At 68.8% G+C, this 19,413-nt stretch carries 18 protein-coding genes and 1 pseudogene; 13 read left to right on the top strand and 6 right to left on the bottom strand.

Going from position 1 to position 19,413, the window contains the following annotated elements:
- Positions 1-186 precede the first annotated feature (186 nt).
- Both ACZ5CR_RS20560 and ACZ5CR_RS20555 read left to right on the top strand, forming a co-directional pair.
- A complete protein-coding gene (locus ACZ5CR_RS20560; RefSeq protein WP_468859396.1) occupies positions 187-852 on the top strand; it encodes a DUF3105 domain-containing protein in 666 nt (221 codons plus the stop codon).
- Positions 849-1,472: a DUF305 domain-containing protein gene (locus tag ACZ5CR_RS20555; protein WP_468859395.1), complete on the top strand. Its 624-nt coding sequence runs from the start codon at positions 849-851 to the stop codon at positions 1,470-1,472. The genes ACZ5CR_RS20560 and ACZ5CR_RS20555 overlap by 4 nt, the downstream gene beginning before the upstream one ends.
- Positions 1,473-1,546: 74 nt before the next feature.
- Here the strand turns inward: ACZ5CR_RS20555 and ACZ5CR_RS20550 are convergent, their stop codons facing one another.
- The gene (locus ACZ5CR_RS20550; RefSeq protein WP_468859393.1) at positions 1,547-2,518 is read right to left on the bottom strand and encodes a hydroxyacid dehydrogenase; all 972 of its coding nucleotides are present in this window, start codon (positions 2,516-2,518) and stop codon (positions 1,547-1,549) included.
- On the opposite strand from ACZ5CR_RS20550, the gene ACZ5CR_RS20545 reads away from it, so the two are divergent.
- From ACZ5CR_RS20545 to ACZ5CR_RS20520, 6 genes and pseudogenes are all read left to right on the top strand, one after another.
- Positions 2,517-2,669 (top strand): hypothetical protein, encoded by a 153-nt coding sequence (locus ACZ5CR_RS20545; RefSeq protein WP_468859392.1) that lies wholly within the window; start codon positions 2,517-2,519, stop codon positions 2,667-2,669. The two genes, ACZ5CR_RS20550 and ACZ5CR_RS20545, sit on opposite strands and share 2 nt — an antisense overlap.
- Positions 2,670-2,949: 280 nt before the next feature.
- On the top strand, positions 2,950-3,804 hold the full coding sequence (locus ACZ5CR_RS20540; RefSeq protein WP_468859602.1) for an ABC transporter permease: 855 nt from the start codon (positions 2,950-2,952) through the stop codon (positions 3,802-3,804).
- Positions 3,805-3,908: 104 nt separating this feature from the next.
- A complete protein-coding gene (locus ACZ5CR_RS20535; RefSeq protein WP_468859600.1) occupies positions 3,909-4,772 on the top strand; it encodes a carbohydrate ABC transporter permease in 864 nt (287 codons plus the stop codon).
- A gap of 47 nt (positions 4,773-4,819) precedes the next feature.
- The gene (locus ACZ5CR_RS20530; RefSeq protein ID WP_468859391.1) at positions 4,820-6,457 is read left to right on the top strand and encodes a type 2 periplasmic-binding domain-containing protein; all 1,638 of its coding nucleotides are present in this window, start codon (positions 4,820-4,822) and stop codon (positions 6,455-6,457) included.
- A gap of 130 nt (positions 6,458-6,587) precedes the next feature.
- The gene (locus ACZ5CR_RS20525; RefSeq protein WP_468859389.1) at positions 6,588-7,655 is read left to right on the top strand and encodes a LacI family DNA-binding transcriptional regulator; all 1,068 of its coding nucleotides are present in this window, start codon (positions 6,588-6,590) and stop codon (positions 7,653-7,655) included.
- A 60-nt stretch (positions 7,656-7,715) separates the two neighbouring features.
- A pseudogene (locus ACZ5CR_RS20520) lies at positions 7,716-8,164 on the top strand (transposase); the annotation flags it as partial.
- Between the two features lie 6 nt (positions 8,165-8,170).
- On the opposite strand, the gene ACZ5CR_RS20515 reads toward ACZ5CR_RS20520, so the two are convergent.
- Positions 8,171-8,890: a hypothetical protein gene (locus tag ACZ5CR_RS20515; protein ID WP_468859625.1), complete on the bottom strand. Its 720-nt coding sequence runs from the start codon at positions 8,888-8,890 to the stop codon at positions 8,171-8,173.
- 34 nt (positions 8,891-8,924) lie between these two features.
- A complete protein-coding gene (locus ACZ5CR_RS20510) occupies positions 8,925-9,578 on the bottom strand; it encodes a hypothetical protein (protein ID WP_468859387.1) in 654 nt (217 codons plus the stop codon).
- A 173-nt stretch (positions 9,579-9,751) separates the two neighbouring features.
- Between ACZ5CR_RS20510 and ACZ5CR_RS20505 the strand changes: the two genes are divergently transcribed.
- The gene (locus ACZ5CR_RS20505; protein ID WP_468859385.1) at positions 9,752-11,614 is read left to right on the top strand and encodes a hypothetical protein; all 1,863 of its coding nucleotides are present in this window, start codon (positions 9,752-9,754) and stop codon (positions 11,612-11,614) included.
- 37 nt (positions 11,615-11,651) lie between these two features.
- Positions 11,652-12,098: a hypothetical protein gene (locus tag ACZ5CR_RS20500; protein ID WP_468859383.1), complete on the top strand. Its 447-nt coding sequence runs from the start codon at positions 11,652-11,654 to the stop codon at positions 12,096-12,098.
- Positions 12,099-12,211: 113 nt separating this feature from the next.
- On the opposite strand, the gene ACZ5CR_RS20495 is transcribed toward ACZ5CR_RS20500, so the two are convergent.
- Together ACZ5CR_RS20495 and ACZ5CR_RS20490 are read right to left on the bottom strand one after the other, a co-directional pair.
- On the bottom strand, positions 12,212-13,045 hold the full coding sequence (locus tag ACZ5CR_RS20495; RefSeq protein WP_468859381.1) for an alpha/beta fold hydrolase: 834 nt from the start codon (positions 13,043-13,045) through the stop codon (positions 12,212-12,214).
- A complete protein-coding gene (locus ACZ5CR_RS20490; RefSeq protein WP_468859379.1) occupies positions 13,042-13,809 on the bottom strand; it encodes a DUF998 domain-containing protein in 768 nt (255 codons plus the stop codon). The genes ACZ5CR_RS20495 and ACZ5CR_RS20490 overlap by 4 nt, the downstream gene beginning before the upstream one ends.
- 70 nt (positions 13,810-13,879) lie before the next feature.
- Between ACZ5CR_RS20490 and ACZ5CR_RS20485 the strand changes: the two genes are divergently transcribed.
- The 3 genes from ACZ5CR_RS20485 (at position 13,880) to ACZ5CR_RS20475 (ending at position 18,033) form a co-directional block, all read left to right on the top strand.
- Complete coding sequence (locus tag ACZ5CR_RS20485; RefSeq protein ID WP_468859377.1) at positions 13,880-14,359, top strand: hypothetical protein; 480 nt, start codon at positions 13,880-13,882, stop codon at positions 14,357-14,359.
- A gap of 145 nt (positions 14,360-14,504) precedes the next feature.
- A complete protein-coding gene (locus ACZ5CR_RS20480) occupies positions 14,505-16,187 on the top strand; it encodes a multicopper oxidase family protein (protein ID WP_468859375.1) in 1,683 nt (560 codons plus the stop codon).
- A gap of 91 nt (positions 16,188-16,278) precedes the next feature.
- A complete protein-coding gene (locus ACZ5CR_RS20475) occupies positions 16,279-18,033 on the top strand; it encodes an NAD+ synthase (RefSeq protein WP_468859373.1) in 1,755 nt (584 codons plus the stop codon).
- 115 nt (positions 18,034-18,148) lie between these two features.
- Here the strand turns inward: ACZ5CR_RS20475 and ACZ5CR_RS20470 are convergent, their stop codons facing one another.
- Positions 18,149-19,366, bottom strand: a complete 1,218-nt coding sequence (locus ACZ5CR_RS20470; RefSeq protein ID WP_468859372.1) for an MFS transporter — start codon at positions 19,364-19,366, stop codon at positions 18,149-18,151.
- Positions 19,367-19,413 lie beyond the last annotated feature (47 nt).

The raw sequence follows: 19,413 nt of genomic DNA, 5'->3' as shown, positions 1-19,413 counted from the left end.
TGTGCCCATAGTGCCTGCTGATCGGCGCGCCCGTAACAGCGGGCGGCCAGGACTGCCCCTACAGCCCGCCGGGCTCGCCCATTACGATCAGCGAACCGCTCCACCATGTTCCGCACGTTCCGCATGAGCCGCATGTTCCGCCACGCGCGTCCCGCCCTTTCCGTCGTTTCCGCCGAAGGACACATCATGGGTTCCGCCAAGAACACGAGCACCGCATCCCGCAAAGCCCGGATAGAGGAGATGCGCAAGGCCGAGCGCACACGTGATCGCCGTGGCCGCGTCATCACGATCACTCTGAGCGCGGTGGTGGTCGCCGCGCTCGCCGTGGGCGGTGTCGTCCTCTTCCAGAAGGCCGATGATTCCGACACGGCGGCCTCCGACGGGAAGTCCGCGCCGACGTTCAAGACGACCGCGGACGGCGAGAAGGTCTGGGACGCGAAGAAGCTGGGCCGCACCCACGTCTCCAAGGACGTCAGCTACGCGATGACCCCGCCGGTGGGCGGCGACCACGACCAGGTCTGGATGAACTGCAACGGCGACGTCTACAAGGACGAGCTCCCCGAGCGCAACGCCGTGCACTCCCTGGAGCACGGCGCCGTCTGGGTGACGTACAACGACAAGGCGAAGGCCGACGACCTGAAGAAGCTGGAGCAGAAGGTCAAGCAGACGCCGTACTCCCTGATGAGTCCGGTCAAGGACCAGAAGGACCCGGTCATGCTGTCGGCCTGGGGCCACCAGCGCACGGTGACCGGCGCGGCGGACCCGAAGGTCGACTCCTTCTTCTCCACCTACGTACAGGGCAAGCAGACCCCTGAGCCGGGGGCCGCCTGCACGGGTGGCAAGGCCCAGTGAGGCGCCGCACCTGCTGGGCCCTGGGGGCCGCCGCGGCGGTGATCGTGGCCGGCGGCGGGATCACGGTCGCCGTAGCCTCCTCGCACGGCTCGTCCGGCACGTCCGCCCCGTCCACGGAGTCCGCCGACGCGGGCTTCGCCCGGGACATGGCGACGCACCACCAGCAGGCCGTGGAGATGTCGTACATCGTGCGCGACCGCACGAAGGACGAGGAGATCCGCCGCCTCGCGTACGACATCGCCCAGACGCAGGCGAACCAGCGCGGCATGCTGCTCGGCTGGCTCGACCTCTGGGAGCTGCCGAAGGTGCCCCAGGGCGCTCCGATGGAGTGGATGGGGATGGGAGACATGCCGCCGGGCAAGGACGGTGCCCTGATGCCCGGGATGGCGACCAATGCCGAGCTCAAGGGCCTCGGGAAGCTGAGTGGGCGGGCCGCCGAGGTGCGGTATCTCCAGCTGATGACCAAGCACCACAAGGGCGGGATCCATATGGCCGAGGGGTGCGTGGACCGGTGCGAGGTGGGGGTCGAACTCCGGCTCGCGCAGGGGATGGTGGACTCGCAGGAGTCGGAGATCGAGCTGATGGCGGATCTGCTGAAGGCGCGGGGCGCGAAGCCGTGATCTTCCCCGATCGCCGGACGGGCTGAGATGTCCGGCCCGTCCGGCGTCTGACCTGCTCCCACACACACACAAGCTCAAGCCGTCCGCGGCAAGTCCTCCCTCAGCAACCGCCCCCGCAACTCCTCCCCCCGCACGAACCGCTCGACCTCCCCCACCGCGTACTCCCCGAGCCTGCGCACCTCGCTCCCCTGCGCCCCGGCGACATGCGGGGTGACCAGTACGTTCGGCAGCACCAGCAAGGGATGCCCCGCAGGCAGCGGCTCGGGGTCCGTCACATCCAGGAAGGCGTCGAGGCGCCCCGACCCGCACTCCCTGGCCAGCGCCTCCGTGTCGACCAACGCGCCCCGTGCCGTGTTGATGACGGTGCCGCCGTCCGGGATCAGCTTCAGCATCTCCTCGCTCACCATGCCCAGTGTCTCGGGAAGTTGGGGCGCGTGGACGCTGACGATCGAGCTCTTTCGGCACAGCTCCGGGAGCTCGACGAGCTCCACGCCGAGCCCGGCCGCCTCCTCCCGCGTGACGTACGGATCGGTGAGCAGCACCCGCCATCCCGCGTCGGAGGCGCGCAGCGCCGCGATGACGCCGCGGCCGATGCGGGACGCACCGATGACGCCGATGGTGCGGGCGTCCGCGCCGGTCCGCTCCGTGAAGGGCGGCCACCCGGCGGTGTAGCCCGCCGCGGTCGAAAGCGCCCTCTTGGAGGCGAAGGTGATCGCGGCGAGCGTGTAGGCCACGACGGGCCCCGCGTTCGCGTCGGCCGCCGACGAGACCACCACGCCCCGGTCCCACAGCGCGTCGGTCACCACGGGTTTCACCGACCCCGCGGCATGCACGAGGGCCCGCAGCCGAGGCGCGTGCGCGAGGACCTCGGCCGTGACCGGCGGGCAGTTCCAGCCCGTGACCAGGATCTCCGCGTCGGCGAGCACCGCCCGCGCGTCGGCTCCGGTGAGCGGCCCGGTGAGCAGGGCAGGCGCCAACTCCACGCTGCGGGAGAGCCGTTCGCGGATGTCGGGGGCGAACACCCGCTCCGCCACGTCCGCGCTCATGGCGAGTGCGGTGATCGCCGGTCTGGTCGCCGGACTCGCCATCGGACCGGCCGCCGGACTCGCCACCGGACCAGCCGCCGGGCTGATCACCGGACTGATCGGTGGAGCCTTCAACTCTGCCTGGTCTGCCACGCGTGACCATCCCTCGTAGTAACCGGTTACTCAACAGCGCCTGGAGGCTAGGCGGAAGTCAGGACCGTGGTCAAGAGATCGCGGGGTCAAGGGGGTTGACCAGGCTTAGTAACCGCTTTAGATTCCGGTCACCTTGTTCCGACGACGGAGGGGCTGCCGTGTCAGCGGTGATGAAGGACCGGACGGAAACCGAGGCGGTGAAGCCGCCCGGCAAGCGCAGTAACAGGCCAAATGGCAACAAACTCAGGCGTGATGAGCGATGGAAGCGGTTTCACTCCTCGCGAGTCCTGCTGCTGCTCATGGTGCCGGGAGTCGCGTACTTCCTGGTGTTCCACTACGGCGCGTTCATCGGGAACGCCGTCGCCTTCAAGGAGTACGTCCCCTTCGACGGCCTCTGGGCCAGCCCCTGGGTCGGCTTCGAGAACTTCGACCGGATGTTCGGCGACCCGGACTTCTGGCACGCGACCTGGAACACGCTCTTCCTCGCGGTGCTCCAGCTGGCCTTCTTCTTCCCGGTCCCGCTCGGCCTCGCCCTGCTCCTGCACAGCCTGACCTCGGACCTGACGCGGCGCTTCGTGCAGTCGGTGGTCTATCTGCCGCACTTCCTGTCGTGGGTCATCGTCGTCGCCCTGTTCCAGCAGGTGCTCGCCGACACCGGCCTGCTCAACTCCGTGCTCGGGCAGGCGGGTCTGCACTCCGTCGACATCATCGGCAATCCGGACGCGTACCCGGCGCTGGTCGTCGCACAGGTCGTCTGGAAGGACGCGGGCTGGGGCACGATCATCTTCCTCGCCGCGCTGATGCAGGTGGACGAGCAGCAGTACGAGGCCGCCGCCATCGACGGTGCGGGCCCCTGGCGCCGCTTCTGGCACGTGACGCTGCCGTCCATCCGGCCGGTCGTCATCCTGCTGCTGATCATGCGGCTCGGCGACATCCTCTCCGTCGGCTTCGAACAGATGCTGCTGCAACGGCAGTCGGTCGGACCCGAGGCGGGTGAGGTGCTCGACACCTTCGTCTTCTGGCAGGGCATCGTCGGCGGCGACACCGGATACGCCGCGGCGGCGGGCCTGTTCAAGGGCGTGGTCGGCGCGATTCTCGTCTTCGCGGCCAACAAGGTCGCCCATCGCCTCGGCGAGCAGGGGGTTTACAAGTGAGCACGAAAACCGCCGAGGCACGCCCCGCGCGCCCCATACAGACCGCACGCACCGCACGCCCTGCGCGCCCTGCCCGTCCCGTCCGCCCCGCTCGCCCCTCCTGGATGGAGAAGCCGAAGCCGGTCACCCAGGTGGCCAAGGCCCTGGCGATCGTCACCATCCTGGTCATGGTCTTCGTGCCGTTCCTGGTCATCGTCTCGACGTCGTTCGCCTCGAACCGCGAGGTCATCGCCAACGGCGGCTGGGTCCTGTGGCCCACGCACCCGACCCTGCGCGCCTACGAGCAGGTCTTCGAGGGCGGCATCGTCACCAAGGCGCTGGGGGTCAGCGCCGCCGTCACGCTCATCGGCACCCTCGCCTCGCTGGCGTGCACGACGTTCCTCGCGTACGCGCTGAGCCGCCCCAAGGTCTACGGCGGAAAGCCGATCCTCCTCGTCGTCCTCTTCACGTTCCTCTTCCCGCCCGGCATGATCCCGGCGTTCCTGCTGGTCAAGGGCATGGGGATGCTGGAGAGCTACAGCGCCCTGATCGTCCCCGTACTCATCAACGTCTTCAATCTGGTCGTCCTGCGCGGCTTCTTCCAGGGCGTGCCCGAGGAGTTGTACGAGGCGGCGCGGCTGGATGGCGCGAACGACTGGCAGATCCTGTGGCGCGTCGTGCTCCCGCTCTCGAAGGCGGCCCTCGCGGTGGTCGGCCTCTTCTACGCGGTGAGCTACTGGAACGCCTGGTTCCATGCCTCGATCTATCTGGAGTCCGACCACTGGCCGCTCCAGCAGGTCCTGCGTACGTACGTCATGGGCGGCTCGCAGATCGCGGACACCGGACTGAGCGACGCGTCGAACGTCTCGGCCCCGCAGACGATGCAGATGGCCGTCCTGGTGATCGCCACCGTGCCGATCCTGATCGTCTACCCCTTCCTCCAGAAGTACTTCACCAAGGGCGTGCTCACGGGCGCCATCAAGAGCTGAGCCAATTCCCCAGGTTTTGAAAGGTTGACACTGTGTCCGGTTCCTCGATGTCGCGCCGTACGCTGCTGCGCTCCATAGCCGTCGGCGGGGCCGCGGTCGCGGCCCCCTCCCTGCTCACCGCCTGCTCCACGGATTCGAGCGGCGGCGGTTCGGTCAGCAACGCGAACAAGAAGGCGACGCCCTGGCCGACGTACACGCCCGCCAAGGGCCCGAAGCCGGACCTCGCGCCCAGCGCCGATGGCGTACAGCCGGGCTTCACCAAGTACCCCGAGAAGCTGGTCACCGCGACGGCCGAGAAGCCGGGCAACGGCAAGCAGAAGATCAAGGTCATGACCATCACCTACGGCACCCCGCCGAAGCCGGTCGGATCGAACAAGTTCTGGCAGGCGATGAACGAGGCCCTGGGCGTCGAGGTCGAGTTCTCGGTCGTGCCGGACGCGGACTTCCGCTCCAAGATGTCCACCCTGATGTCAGGCGACGACCTGCCCGACATGATCAACTTCGGTGGCGGCTACGTCCTGCCGCGCGAGTCGCAGTTCGTGAAGTCGCGGTGCGCGGACCTCTCGGAGCACCTGTCGGGCGACGCGGTGAACGACTACCCGAACCTCGCCAACATCCCCACGTACGCGTGGGAGGGCATGGGCCGCGTCTCCGGTGGCATCTACGGCCTTCCGATCGAGCGCGCCAAGGTGCAGGGCGCGATGTTCATCAACCGCGAGGCCTTCCACAAGGCGGGCTACAAGCCGGGCATGTCGGCGGCCGACTTCCAGACGATGGCGCGGGAGGCCTCACAGAACAAGAAGTACGCGCTCGGCGCCTCCTCGGTCGGCTTCTTCGGCTACCTCTACCACGCGATGTGGCACGGGGCGCCGAACCAGTGGCAGATCAAGAACGGCAAGGTCACCGACATGTACGGGACCGACGAGTTCAAGGCCGCACTGGAGTACATGTCCAAGATGCGCAAGGCGGGCTCGTACAACTCCGACGCCACCTCGATCTCCCAGGTCGACCTCAAGACCCAGTTCCAGAACGGCACGGTCCGCTCGATGACGGACGGCTGGGGCGCGGTCATCTCCAACGCACAGGGCATCAAGGACGAGTTCAGCCTCGACGCCGCCGTGCCGTACGTCGTCGACGGCGCGACGCCCGTCTACCAGCAGAACCGCGGCTGCTTCGGCTACACCGTCATCAAGAAGGCCTCCAAGGACCGCGTCAAGCTGATGCTGCGGGTCCTGGACTGGCTGGCGTCGCCGTTCGGCTCCAAGGAGTACGAGCTGATGCACTCGGGCGTCGAGGGCACGCACTTCGAGTACGACAAGAACGGCGACCCGATCGCCAACTCCCTTGGTCTGGTGGAGAACAGGACGAACCTCCCCTTCGCCTACCTCATGGACGCACCGCAGCCGCTGTACTTCCCCGGCTTCGCCGATCTCACCGAGCGGCTGCACACGTGGGAGAAGGCGGTGGTGCCGCAGCTCGTGCGCGACGACCACTGGGGTCTGATGTCGGACACGTACAACCGGCAGGGCGCGTCCATGCAGCAGGTCATCGAGGACGGCGTCACGGCGATCGTCTCGGGCCGCAAGAAGCTGTCCGACTGGGAGGCCGTCTACCAGAAGTGGGAGACGCAGGGCGGCGCGAAGGCTCGCGAGGAGTTCGCGAAGGAGTACGAAGCGGCGCACTGATTCCGGGCGGGCGCGGGATGCGTGCGGGCGCGGGATGATGGTCCGGGGGCGGGCTGCCTCGGGGGGGGGCAACCCGGCTCCGGATTCTGCTACTTGACGGCGTGAGGACTTGAGGACTTGAGGAGACACAGTGGGTGAGCGGGTCACCATTCGCGATGTGGCGGCGCGGGCGGGCGTCTCGGTCGCGACCGTCTCGCGGGTCCTCGCGGGCAACTACCCGACGTCCACGGCGTCGCGTGCGAAGGTGCTGCGGGCCGTCAAGGACCTCGATTACGTCGCCAACGCGCACGCGCGTGCCTTGGCGGGCGCGGGCCGCAAGACGATCGCGGTGCTCATGTTCGAGCTGGTGAGCTCCTTCTACGCGCATGTCGCGCAGGGCGTGGAGATGGAGGCCGCCCAGCGGGGCAGGCTCACGCTGGTCGCGTCGACGGGCAGCGATCCGGCCCGCGAGCTGGCCCTGGTGCAGATGATGCGCGAGCAGGCCGCCGAGGCGGTCGTGCTCGTGGGCGGTGTCATCGAGGACGACGAGTACCGCGAGCGGATGGCGCGGTACGCGGAGGCGCTCGCGGCGGCGGGCTCCCGGCTGATCCTGTGCGGGCGTCCGGCGCCGGCGCCGGACGTCCCCGCGCTGGTCGTCGAGTACGACAACGAGGCGGGCGCGTACGCCATCACGAGCCACCTGCTGGGCGCGGGCCACCGCAAGATAGCCCTGATCGGCTACCAGCCCGGACACACCACGGGCGACGCCCGTGTCGCCGGTTATCTGCGCGCCCTGGCCGACCACGGGGTGCCGCGCGAGGAGGCGATCCTGCACGGCATCGGCTTCGGGCAGAACCACGGGTACGAGGCGATCATGGACCTCCTCAAGAAGGCGGACGGCAAGCCGGACTTCACGGCGGTCTTCGCGGGCGACGACCGGGTGGCGGCGGCCACGATGATCGCGCTGCGGGAGTACGGGCTGCGGGTGCCGGAGGACATCTCGGTGGTCGGCTACAACGACGACCCGGTGGCCACGGACATCACTCCCGGCCTCACGACCGTGCACATCCCCGCAGAGGAAATGGGCCGAACGGCGGTCCGCCTCGCACTGGCGGGCGCGCCTCGGGCGGGGCAGGAGAGGCATCTCCTGGGGACGCACATTGTGATTCGGGAGAGTGTGCGGGGGCTCCGGGGGAGCCGGGGGGACGGGGCTTCTTAGTGCTTCTGACAGAAGCGGTTGATCAGGCGACTGTTGGCGTGTCGGCTCGTTGGTCCGGTTGTGGCGAAACGTCAGTCGCGGCCGTGGATCGTGTCGGATGAACTGTGCTCGCTCATCGAGCCGTTGCTGCCCAAACCGGGACCGAAGCCGGCACAGGGCAGACCTGGGACACCGGACCGGCAGGCCCTGTGCGGCATCTTGTTCGTGCTGCACACCGGCATCCAGTGGGAGTACCTGCCCCAGGAGCTGGGCTTCGGCTCGGGCATGACCTGCCGGCGGCGGCTGGCCGCCTGGAACGAGGCCGGCGTCCGGGGCCAACGTCACGTCGTCCTGCTGGAGAAGCCGCGCTCGAAGAACCAACTGGACTGGTCGCGGGCGATGATCTACTCCTCGCACGTCCGGGCGGCCAGGCGGGGCCCAAAAGCGTGCCCAGTCCGGTCGACCGGGCACGGCCGGGCAGCAAGCACCACGTCATCACCGACGGTCAGGGCATTCCGCTCGCGGTGTCGCAAGCGTCACTGCGGCCCCTGCTGCATCTGCCGCCACTCCTTTTCCACCTCCGCATCCGCGTTCTGGCCCCGCAGATTCAGCATCTGCATGTCCTCGTTTCGCATGGCCTCTTTGAAACGAGCTACCCTCTCGGCCTCGAAGTCTCGTACGTGCGCGGCCCCGTCCTCTCGTACCGACGTGTCGATTATTCGGAGCTGATCGGCGATGTGGGCCAGCGCACCTCGGGTCTCCGCTATGCGAAGTCGCCTTTCCAGGGATTCCGTGAATCGTTCAAGGTCGGCTCGGGATTCGCGCATGAAGGCTTCGACTTGCCGACAGGTGCGAACGATTTCATCGGATTCCAGCAACGCGGTCTGCCACGCGTCTATATCCGCGCGTAGGCGGCGCGCCTTCAGCAAGGCTGTTCGAGCCTCGGGCGGTGCATCGGACGGGCTTTTGGGATTTTGGGCCAGGGAGGACACCAACTGTCGCTGCTCCCGCTCGACTTTGGAGGCGTCCGTTATCTGTACGGTGAGGAGTTCGTTGTGTTGCGTTTCCTGGATGAGTTGCGCACGCAACTCGCCTTCCAATGCTTTCCACCGTGTGATCGCGGCGTTGGGCTGCCGTCCGAGCTGTTGGGGTCGGGCTGTACCTTCCTCGAATGTCTGGAGGAAGCGAACGGCGCGCTCTGCGATGCCCAATACCTCCCCGACCCGTTCCGGAAGGTTGCTCTGCTCTCCTGTCATTTCTCTCTCGCTTCCTAGACCCTGGCTCCGTGGTTCACGACTGATTACGCTGAGAGAGCTTCTGGATCGCGTTGGCCAGCGCGCGCAGGTTCTGCTCCGCCGAGAGGGCTTGGGCACCCCCTCCCTCCCCGCCGCTCGCTATGGCTTCAGTCAGCTCACGGTGCACCGCAGCCGCTGCCACGCTGATCTTGTCCAGCTGTTGGGCGTCGTCCTTCAGTGCCTGGCGGGGCCCCTTGTCCAGTCTTTTCCATTCGTGCCCGAGACGAGTGAGCGAGATCAGCTTGACCGCCACCGCATTGAGCGCGGTCAACGCGCTCTCGACATGGGCTCGCAATCTGTCTGTGAACTCCTTCTCCACTCCCGCCGCATCCGCAACATCGGCGCTATGCGTCAGGACTGCCAGCCATGCGGCCGCATTGAGCAGCGGCTTCCGTGTTGGCCACGCAGGTAATTGTTCGATTAATCCCTGGACCTTCTGAGGGTCACCTTCCCGTGTCGTACGGGCGAGTTCCCTTCCCACCCAGGCGGGATCATTGATGCGGGCCAGCCGGGCGGCCTCCGCTGCGGCCTCCGTCTGGGCTTGGGCCTGAGCCTGGGCTTGGGCCAGGGCTTCGGCTTCCTTGCGTTTCCTTTCGTCGCACCACGCCCAGATGAGGAACAGGACGAAGCCCAGCACGATCAATTCCACGGACACCTCAGGAGACCGGAGTTCGCACGATGAGCACAGTCATAGTGGCAGGGCAGTTGCCATGAGCGCCATGCGTGTTCGCCCCTCATGTGTCACGGATGCGCCTGTGCGCCCTCCCAAGTGCCAATCTCTGGTGGGACGCTGATGCTGTGGATATGAGTCGGCACTGCTCGATGGACAACGGTGCGTGGACGGATTTGATCACCAACGCCACGATGCTTACAGCGGAGGAACGGGACGACCCTCGGCCGTGGTTGGGAGAACTGCCCGGCGGGTCGCACGATGTGGCCGCGTACGTTCACGAGTCCACCCATCACTGGTGTTTCAACTCGCGTGTGGGCAACGCCCTGTTCACTGCGGCTGCCCGAGCTGATAGCAATGCCCAGGTGTATCTGCTGCGCCGTGCGGCCTCCACCTGGCGGGACTACTCTCCAGAACTCGACGCGGTGGGCGAGGCGTTGAGTGACCTGGTCGAAGAGCGAGGCGGGCTGGGGCGAAACGGCGGCCGGCTGACGGCCGAGGAGCGGGTAGATGCCCCTTGGTTGATACTCGACGATGTCCTACGTTTCCAGGTCACCATCCGTTTGCTGCGGCCACTCGCCGAAGGATTGGCTCTCTTCGCAGAACACGACGCGGTACCCCGGGTGAACAGTCGTGCGGGAAGTCACCTTGCCAAGGATCTCGCCTTTTACTTCAAAGGCGCAGCCAACCTGGTCAAGAACGATCTGATCATCGAGCCGTTCAGCACCCTGGCTGCGGCAGGCGGCATTCTGCGTGACGTCAGGCTGAGCCCCTACGGCCTGGCGTCGAAGGCCAGCCTGCTGGCAGCTCCGCTGAGCACCCGTGCACAGGGCTATCTCCCCGGCTATCTCGCGGTCAAAAGCATGTGGTGGCACCTCAGCAGCCAGGACAGTCGGCTCGCCACCGAGACGGACCTCGTGCTGGCCTATCTGCGCAGCTATTTCTACGACGACCCTGGCCTGGCGACAGTGCTGCTCGCCCCTCCCGAGCGCGATCCACTCGTCAGCGTCGATCGCGTCGTGGACCATTTGGCCCGCAGGCTTGCCGACATCGAGCGAGTGACTGCAGACGACGTGGCGTCGTTCGAGGACTCACTGGTGCGGTTCGCCCAGACCGGGGAGCCAGGGACGGGAGACGGCATCCTCGCCGACTCTCGCTGCCGTGAACGTGCGACACCCCTCTTCATGGAGACCGTGCGGTCTCTGGGCGAGGGATCTCGGCAGGAGTTGCTGGGTGAGCGTGTCGTGCAAGCCACCCAGGATCTGCTGTTTCGGGTATGGAGGAGACGGCCGTACCTCACCGTCTCCTCCGTCCCGGTCACGCTGCGCGTACGCGGTGACGGCGCGGGCGCGGAAGTCGAGTGGCGGGGGAAGCCGCTCTTCGTCGTGGCGGCTTCGGATCTGACACCGCATGCCGCTGCCGGTTCGTACGATGCCAGGCTGGAGATTCTGCTCGCGACGGCCATGACGGGAAAGGACCTGCTGTGCCGGGGCGCCTTCGTCACCGCACAAGGCCGCCTGCTCTCCTGCACCATGAACCGGCAAGCCTCTGCCGATCTGCGGCGGACGATGCTCACGCACCATCAGGAGCGCGACGAACTTGTGGCCGCCGGTGGCCAGTTGTCGGGCTTTGCCGATGCCGTGGTCACACACATGGATGGTCTTAAACAGTTCCTCGACCGCACCATGAGGCAGACCGTCCCCGTCGCTGACTCCCTGTTCCGGGACACGGCGCTGTGGCCGTCACGTGACCAGGCATCGACCGAGCACTGTGGGGAGCTGATGTCGGAGGACGGCCTCATCCCTGTGCTCGGCTCGGCTCGGCTGCTGAACTCCTTGGCTCTGCTCGGTCTCGCGACCGGAATCGACCCCGACCGCTCCCGGGTGGCCGAGGTGTTCGCCTCCAGGGGATTTGACCTGGAGTGGACGCTCGATCAGCTGGACGCCTGCTGGCACACGCATGGCTATCCACCCCGGGTGACGCGGTCCCCGGAACTTCTGCTGAGCCTCGTGTGACGCCGCCTCGACCGATCCCTCGAAAGGATGCTCACACATGACCGACACCGACTCGGAGAACGGCGGCCCAGGGCAAGCCGGGGAGCCCTTCGTGGTCATCAAGGGTTTATGGCTCGTCGAATTCCACGAACTGCACGAGAGCCTGCCACCGGGCGCCATCCGCAAACAGTCGCGTGCCGCCGACGACGGCCGTACGTACGGAGACCTCGGCACGGTCGTCGCGGTGCTCACTCTGACGAGCGCAGCACTCCAGACCTTCACCGCCTGGCTTCAAGCACGCCAGGCGCAACATCTGGGGCGGACCGAACCGCAGCCGGACCCATCGGGTCAGGGCTACACCTGTGAGTTGCGGCCCGACGGAACTGTCGTGATCACCCTGCCCCGGCTCGACGGGACGGACGGGGAGCCTTCGGGTGATCCAGCGCTCTCCATCCAAGAACTGCGCGTACAGCTTGAACGGCTCCTTGGCCCCCCGCGTTCGTAGAACCGTCCGACGCGGCGAAGGTACGCGCCACACGAGAGCGTCACGGATCGTGTTCCATTGGCCTCTCGCAACGCGTAGGGAAGGTTGAGTGGCCTGGGTCACGCTCGACGGTTTTAGTGGCCCGTGGCCAGCACCGCCTCCGCCACGCCCCCCGGGGCGTCCCGCATCAGCAGGTGGCCCGATGGGGTCGCGACGCGGAAGTCCGCGTCGAGCGAGGCGGCGAGGGCTCGCTGGCGGTCGAGCCATCTCGTCCCGCCCCCTGAGTACGCAGCAAGCACCGTCACCGGGAGGTGGCCAGGGAGGGGTAACTCTCCACGGAGAGCGGCAAGTTCGGCCGCCATGTCGCCGTACGTCGCGTACTCCAGGAGCGACCCCCGCCACACACGGCTCGCCCCGTAGACCCGCCTCACCGCATCCGCCGACGCCAAGTCGCCCCGCACCGCCGCCCTCCGCAGGACAGGCCCCACCGCCCGCGGCAGCCCCACCCCGCCGAGTACCGCCCCGCACACCCGCGCCGCCCCCACCCGTACCCCGCGCGAAACCCGCACCCCCGGTCGCTCCTCGACGCTGGAGTCGGCCAGGACCAGGCCCGACGTACGCGCAGGGAAGAGGCGGGCGAACGCCTCGCAGTGGAAGCCTGCGAGCGAGTGTCCGACCACCGTGGCCGGGCCGGGGAGGCCCACCGCGTCCAGGACCCGCGCGATCCGCTCGGCCTCGCCGACAAGCGTGGGCGCCACGCGCGCGTGCCCGCTCAGTCCCGCCCCCGGCCGGTCGAAGCGGACGACCGTGCGCCACGGGGCGAGGCGCTCCACCACCGCGTCCCAGTCGAACCACGCGAGCCCGAGCCCCGCGCTCAGCACACACACCGGCCCGCTCCCCGTCACCTCCACGTGGTGCGGCACCCGGTGCGGCACCCCGGCCCCGGCCCCGATCCGTACGAAACTCACCCTCGCCGTGCCGCCACGGCCACCGCACGCGCGAGCAGCCCCAGCCAGAGCGCGATCAGCAGCACCTGGAGCCGCTGCCCCACTCCCATCGCCCACGTGCCGTACCCCGCGTCGAAGGCGGCGATGGCCGCCAAGGTCCATGTGGTCGCGGCCAGTTCGAGGAGTACGAGGAGGTGACCCAGGGGGCCCGCGAGGGAGGGCACGACCCCGCACCTGCGTGCCGCGAGCGTCAGCACCACCATCCCCACCAGTGCCCCCGTCACCGCGACACTGCTGCTCACCACGTGCGCGGCGTGCGTCGCGGGCACGAGCCCCGCCCGTTCCCTTGCCTCGCAGGCCGCGTCGGCGGTCGGCGCGCAGCTCATCGGCAGCCGGGAGTCGACCACGGTGGCGGCCCCGAACAGCGCGATCCCCGCCCACCCCACGACCGTGCCCCACCGGCGCGGCAGCCACAGCAGCGCGCCCACCGCACCCGCGAGGATCAGCAGGCCCGCGGTCAGGTCGGTCGTGCGGAACAGCGTGCTGTACGGCTGGTCGCGGGCGGCGAGTTCACTCACGTACGAACTCACCGGCGAGAGCCCCGTCCCGAGGAGCGGTTCGAGGACCCACGCGCTGTAGGCGACCGCGCCGAGCGCCAGCAGGAGCGGGACGGCGATGGTGGCGCGAGCGGTGGAGGGGGAGGCGGGGGTGGTGGAGGCGGGGTGGGGTCTGCGGTCGGGGTGGATCCACTCGGGCTTTTGTGACGGTTTGGTGGTAATCGTCATGGGGTCATGATCAGTGGAGTACCCGGGGCCCGCATGTTGCCGCATACCCGCCGGGGGTAAGGTTCCGCTCATGGCGGTCACGAAGAGATCGAAGAGATCAGCGAACGGCGGACAGCTCCTGCTGCTCGCCGCGCTGCTCTTCGGCATCGTGACGATGCATACGCTGGGCCACCCGACCGGCCACGGCAGCGGGAGTACAAGCGCAAGCGCAAGCGGGCAGATCGAACATCTATCCGAACGAGCCGCCGGTCAGCATGAGATGAACGCGGGCGGCATGGCGTCAGAGATGACGTCGGGCACGCCCGAAGCGACTTCGGCTCACGTGGCCGCCGCATCCGCACCCGCCGGAATGGGCGGGATGGACCCGCTCTCCGTGTGCCTGGCCGTCCTTGCCGCGCTCACCCTCGTACTGCTCCTCAAGGCAGGACTGCTGCGCCCCGGCGGCTTCACCGCTCCCGCGCGTCCGCTCGCCCGGCTGCTCGACGGGCTTCGGCCCAATCCGCCGCCGCCCCGCATACTCCTCTCGCGCCTCTCCGTGCTGCGCATTTAGGCCGACGCACCAGCTGCTTCGCGCTGCCCTCCCCCGGTGTGGTCCTCAGCCATTGGCGGGAACCTCCGGGTGTCGAGCGAGCCGTGTGTCAGAAGCAGCAGATGCGCCCCTCCGCACGCACCACCAAGACGAGGTGTACTCAGCCATGCGCACTCAACCCCTGCGCACCCCCTCGAATCGAACCCCTTCGAATCGAACCCCTTCGCGGCGCACCCTGCTCGGCGCCGCGACCGCCGTCGCCGGTTCGGGAATCCTGACGGCCTGTTCCGGCTCCGGTCAGGACTCCGGCCATGCCGGGCACGGCGGCGGCTCCGAGCCCGAGGCGCGCCCCGAGGGCCGCCCCGAGGGCTATGTCGATCCGTCCGGCAAGGAAGTCGCCGACGCGGAGAAGAAGCGAGCCCGCGGCGGCGCGGTCCGCGAGGTGAAGCTCATGGCCATGAAGGCCAAGCTCGACCTCGGCGGCCGCACGGTCAGCACCTGGGCGTACGGCGATCAGCTGCCCGGCAAGGAGGTCCGCGTCACCGCGGGCGACACCCTCGCCCTCACGCTCGCCAACCACCTCCCCCAGGCCACGTCCCTGCACTGGCACGGCCTTGCCCTGCGCAACGACATGGACGGCGTCCCCGGCCTCACCCAGAAGGCCGTCAAGCCGGGCGCCGACTTCACCTACCGCTTCGCGGTGCCGCACCCGGGGACGTACTGGTTCCACCCCCATTCGGGCACGCAGCAGGACCGCGGTCTGTACGCGCCACTGATCGTCGAGGACCCCAAGGAGCCCTTGAAGTACGACAAGGAGTGGGTCGTCGTCCTTGACGACTGGGTCGACGGGGTGGACGGTTCGACACCGGACGGCGTACTCGCCGAGCTCAGCAAGAGCATGAGCGACCACGACACGGGTGGCCACGACATGGGCGGCCACGACATGTCCAACATGTCGCTGCGGACCGACGCGACACCCAAGCCAGACACCGAGCCCGGCACCAAGCCCTCAAGGCCTTCCCGCATGATGATGGGCGCCAAGAGCGACCTCCTCGGCGGGGACGCGGGCGACGTGGCGTACCCGCACTACTTGATCAACGGCCGCACACCGGACGCCCCTTCCTCCTTCAAGGCCCGCCCCGGCGACCGCATCCGCCTGCGCATCATCAACGCGGGCGGCGACACGGCCTTCCGGGTGGCGCTCGGCGGCCACGAGATGACGGTGACGCACACGGACGGCTTCCCGGTGGAGCACGCGAAGACGGACGCGCTGCTGCTCGGCATGGGCGAGCGCTACGACGTCCTGGTCACCGCCAAGGACGGCGCCTTTCCGCTCACCGCGGCGGCCGAGGGCAAGAAGGCGTCCGGCCTCGCGGTCCTGCGCACGGGCGGTGGCGCGGCGCCCTCCGCCTCCACCCGGCCCAAGGAGCTGAAGGGCCGCCTCCTGACGGCGGACAAGCTGCGGGCGGCCCGGTCGGTGGCCCTCCGGTCCCGCAAGCCCGACCGGACGATCAGGATCCAACTGACCGGCGGGATGGCGAAGTACGACTGGGCCTTCGACAAGAAGCCCTACTCCCCCGACCAGCGCCACCCCGTCCGCGCGGGCGAACGCGTCCGTCTGGTCTTCGCCAACTCGACGGCGATGTGGCACCCGGTCCATCTGCACGGCCACACGTTCGGCCTGGCGAACGTGGCGGGCGGCCCCCGCAAGGACACCGCGGTCATCCTGCCGAACGGCACCCTGACGGTGGACTTCGACGCCGACAACCCGGGCCTGTGGATGATCCACTGCCACAACGTCTACCACTCGGAGGCAGGAATGATGACGGTCCTCGGCTACCGCCGCTGACCGGCGACCCTATGGGGCGCCCCATTTCAGTGGGGCGCCCCACACCCGCCCCGGGGGGCATCGCGTCGCTCTGACGATTACACTGGGCCGCGTGCCTCAACTACGCCTCGCCCTGAATCAGATCGACTCGACCGTCGGCGATCTCGCCGGGAACGTCGAGGCGATCGTCCATTGGACCCGGCACTCCGCCGAGCAGGGAGCGCACCTCGTCGCGTTTCCCGAGATGGCGCTGACCGGCTATCCCGTCGAAGACCTCGCCCTGCGGTCGTCCTTCGTCGACGCATCGCGGGAGGCGCTGCGCACGCTCGCCGCGCGGCTGAACGACGAGGGGTACGGCGAGCTGCCGGTCGTCGTCGGCTATCTCGACCGCACCGAGGAGGCCAAGCCGAAGTACGGCCAGCCCGCGGGCGCCCCGCGTGACGCCGCCGCCGTGCTGCACCGCGGCGAGGCGATCCTGACGTACTCCAAGCACCACCTGCCGAACTACGGCGTCTTCGACGAGTTCCGCTACTTCGTGCCGGGCGAGACCCTGCCGATCGTGCGCGTGCACGGCGTCGACGTGGCGCTCGCCATCTGCGAGGACCTCTGGCAGGACGGCGGCCGCGTTCCGGCGACGCGCACCGCGGGGGCGGGCCTCCTGCTCTCCATCAACGCGTCGCCGTACGAGCGGAACAAGGACGACCAGCGCCTTGAGCTGGTGCGCAAGCGCGCGCAGGAAGCCGGCTGCACCACCGCCTACCTCGCCATGATCGGCGGCCAGGACGAGATCGTCTTCGACGGTGACTCGGTCGTCGTGGACCGGGACGGCGAAGTCATCGCGCGGGCGCCGCAGTTCTCCGAGGGCTGCGTGGTCCTCGATCTGGAGCTGCCCGCGGCCGCTGCCGAGCCGCCGTCGGGCGTCGTGGACGACGGTCTGCGGATCGAGCACGTCACCGTCTCGCAGGAACCCCTCGCCGCGTACGATCCCGAGCTCACCGGCGGGTACGCCGAGCGGCTCGACGACGACGAAGAGGTGTACTCGGCGCTGGTCGTCGGGCTGCGTGCGTACGCCGCGAAGAATGGGTTCAGCAGCGTTCTGATCGGCCTCTCCGGAGGCATCGACTCCGCGCTCACCGCCGCGATCGCCTGCGACGCGCTCGGCGCACAGAACGTGTACGGCGTCGCCATGCCGTCGCGCTACTCGTCGGACCACTCCATCAGCGACGCGGAAGACCTGGCCGGGCGGACGGGGCTGAACTTCCGGACCGTGCCGATCGGCCCGATGTTCGACGCGTACATGGGGTCGCTCGGCCTGACCGGCCTCGCCGAGGAGAACCTCCAGTCACGGCTGCGCGGCACGATGCTGATGGCCCTCTCCAACCAGGAGGGTCACATCGTCCTCGCGCCGGGCAACAAGTCCGAGCTCGCGGTGGGATATTCGACGCTGTACGGCGACTCGGTCGGGGCGTACGGGCCGATCAAGGACGTCTACAAGTCCCTGATCTTCCGGCTCTCCGAGTGGCGCAACCGCGCGGCCGTCGACCGGGGGCAGACCCCGCCGATCCCGGAGAACTCCATCAGCAAGCCGCCGAGCGCGGAGCTGCGGCCCGACCAGGTGGACACGGACTCGCTGCCGGACTATCCCGTCCTCGACGCGATCCTGGAGATGTACGTCGACCGCGACCAGGGCGCGGACGCGATCGTGGCCGCCGGGTACGACCGGGAGCTGGTCGTCAAGACGCTGCGGATGGTGGACACCGCCGAGTACAAGCGGCGGCAGTACCCGCCGGGCACGAAGATCTCCGCGAAGGGGTTCGGCAAGGACCGGCGGCTGCCGATCACCAATCGGTGGCGGGAGTCCGTCTGACGGTGCCGGGTGGGTGGGGGAAGATCCGCCGCGAGGCGGCGGATCGGCCGCCCACCCACACGTCACCCGAGAACGAGGAGTACAGGAACCACAGGAACACGGGAGCACAGGAGCACTAGCGGCGGGACGGTTCCCGCAGGGGCTCCCCCGAAGCCACGAGCCGCTCGCTGCCCACCACAGGCGCGGGCGACCGCAGGTCCACCAGATACGCCACCGCGGCCACGGCGAGGCCGAGCACCGCGAGGACCGCGCCCGCCACCGCCGGTGACGTCACGCCGAAGCCCGCGGCCAGTGCGAGGCCGCCGATCCAGGCTCCTCCCGCGTTGGCGAGGTTGAACGCGGCCTGGTTCGCGGACGAGGCGAGGGACGGGGCCGCGGACGCCTTCTCCATGACCATCAGCTGCAGGGGCGAACCCGTCGTGAACGCCGCCATGCCGAGCAGCGTCACCGCGATCGCGGCGCTCCACGCCGTTCCCATCAGGAGCGGGAACAGGGCGAGGACCACGACAAGCGCCGTGAGTCCGCCGAAGAGCGTGCCCCGCAGGGAGTGGTCGGCGAGTCGGCCGCCGAGCAGGTTGCCCGCCGTCGCGCCGACGCCGAACAGCGCGAGCAGCAGCGTGACGCTGGATTCGGCGTAGCCCGCCGCGTCCGTGAGCATGGGCGTCACATAGCTGTACGCGGAGAACAGCGCCCCGAAACCGGCGACGGTCGTACCGAGCGCGAGCCACACCGGAACGCTGCCGAGCGCCCGGATCTCGCCGCGCAGGCCGCCGCTCTCGCCGTGGCCGTGGTCGGCGGGGACGAGGAAGGCCAGGGCCGCTATCGCCACCAGGCCGATCGCGCTGACCGCGAGGAACGTCGCGCGCCAGCCGAGCTGCTGCCCCATCGCCGTGGCCACGGGCACGCCCACGATGTTGGCGACGGTCAGGCCGAGGAACATGAGCGAGACCGAGCGCGCCTTGCGCTCGGGAGCCACCAGGCCGGTGGCGACCACCGCGCCGACGCCGAAGAATGCGCCGTGCGGGAGGCCGCTCAGGAAGCGGGCGGCCATCAGCCAGTGGTAGTCGGGGGCCGCGGCCGAGAGCGCGTTGCCCGCGACGAAGAGCACCATCAGGCCGATGAGGACCCGGCGGCGCGGCATGCGTGCGGTGACGGCGGCGAGCAGCGGGGCACCGATGACGACACCGAGGGCGTACGCGGAGACCAGGTGACCGGCGGTGGGGATGGATATGCCCAGGTCGTCGGCGACATTGGGCAGCAGGCCCATCATCACGAACTCGGTCGTGCCGATGCCGAAGGCGCCCACAGCTAGGGCGAGCAGGGCCAGGGGCATGAAGAACCTTCCGGGGAGCGCGAGAGGAATGCGGAGGAGCAGCGGGA

The organism is Streptomyces sp. NPDC031274 (assembly GCF_055570235.1).
This window is presented reverse-complemented; position numbering and strand designations above follow the sequence as displayed.